This is a genomic window from Streptomyces sp. NPDC058685 (genome assembly GCF_042714725.1).
Lineage (GTDB): Bacteria > Actinomycetota > Actinomycetes > Streptomycetales > Streptomycetaceae > Streptomyces.
On sequence record NZ_JBHXSL010000119.1, the window covers coordinates 1 to 1,003 of the forward strand.

The following is a 1,003-nucleotide window of genomic DNA, read 5'->3' on the forward strand; positions in this document are numbered from 1 at the left end:
GCGGGCGCGATCCAGCACCTCACTCGTCTGCTGGGCCGGGGCCGGGCACTCGAGGCCGTACTGACGTCGTCGGACTTCGACGCGGACCTCGCCGAACGCTACGGATGGATCAACCGGGCCGTTCCCGACGCCGAACTGGACGCGTTCGTGGCAGGCATGGCCGCACGCATGGGCGGCTTCCCCCGCGATGCGTTGATCGCGGCCAAGTCGGCGATCAACGACATCAGCCTTCCGGCCCCTGCCGACGTACGCGCGGACGCAGCGCTGTTCCAGCAGCTCGTCCGCAGCGAGACGGCGCAGCGACGCGTGGCCGAGTTGTTCGAGCAGGGCTTCCAGACCCGGGGTGCCACCGAACGGGACCTCGGAGACGCCTTGGGCACCATCGGCGGACCGGCGGGCCGGTAAGGGCACTCGGATGCCGGAGCTCGAAACGCCTGGTGCAGACAGGCAAGCCAGGCCACCGGCCGCCGATTGGCCCTCGCACCGGAATGGCGTGCCGTGAAGACTGCGAAGCTGGTGCCGTACTTCAAGGAGTTGTGATGCAGGTAGCAGTGGTCACCTTCGACGGGTTCAACGAACTCGACAGCTTCATCGCTTCCGCGCTGATCAACCGTTGCCGTAAGGACGGCCTGGAGGCGTTCATCACGACGCCGACGCCGGTGGTCACGTCGATGAACGGCGTCGAGGTGACCGGGCAGCGCCCGATGGACTTCGTCACCGAGGCCGAGGTGGTACTGATCGGCAGCGGCGTGAAGGCCCGCGAGGTGGCGGCGGACGACCGGATGCTCTCCCGGTTGCAGCTCGACCCCTCCCGACAGCTGATCGGCGCCCAGTGCTCCGGCGCGCTGGTGCTGGCCCGGCTGGGGCTGCTGAACGGCATGCCGGTCTGCACGGACAGCAAGACCCGGCCCTTTGTCGAGGCCCTCGACGTCACCGTGCTGGACACGCCGTTCCACTCCGAGGGGAACATCGCCACGGCGGGCGGCTGCCTGGCGTCCCAGTA

The 1,003-nt window shown here is 68.8% G+C and carries 2 protein-coding genes; both read left to right on the plus strand.

Annotated elements, in window-relative coordinates; genetic code table 11:
• Positions 1–405: enoyl-CoA hydratase/isomerase family protein (locus ACFWU3_RS36460; RefSeq protein ID WP_384445904.1), on the plus strand; the 405-nt coding region annotated here is incomplete at its 5' end.
• Positions 406–539: 134 nt separating this feature from the next.
• Positions 540–1,003: DJ-1/PfpI family protein (locus ACFWU3_RS36465; protein ID WP_384445906.1), on the plus strand; the 464-nt coding region annotated here is incomplete at its 3' end.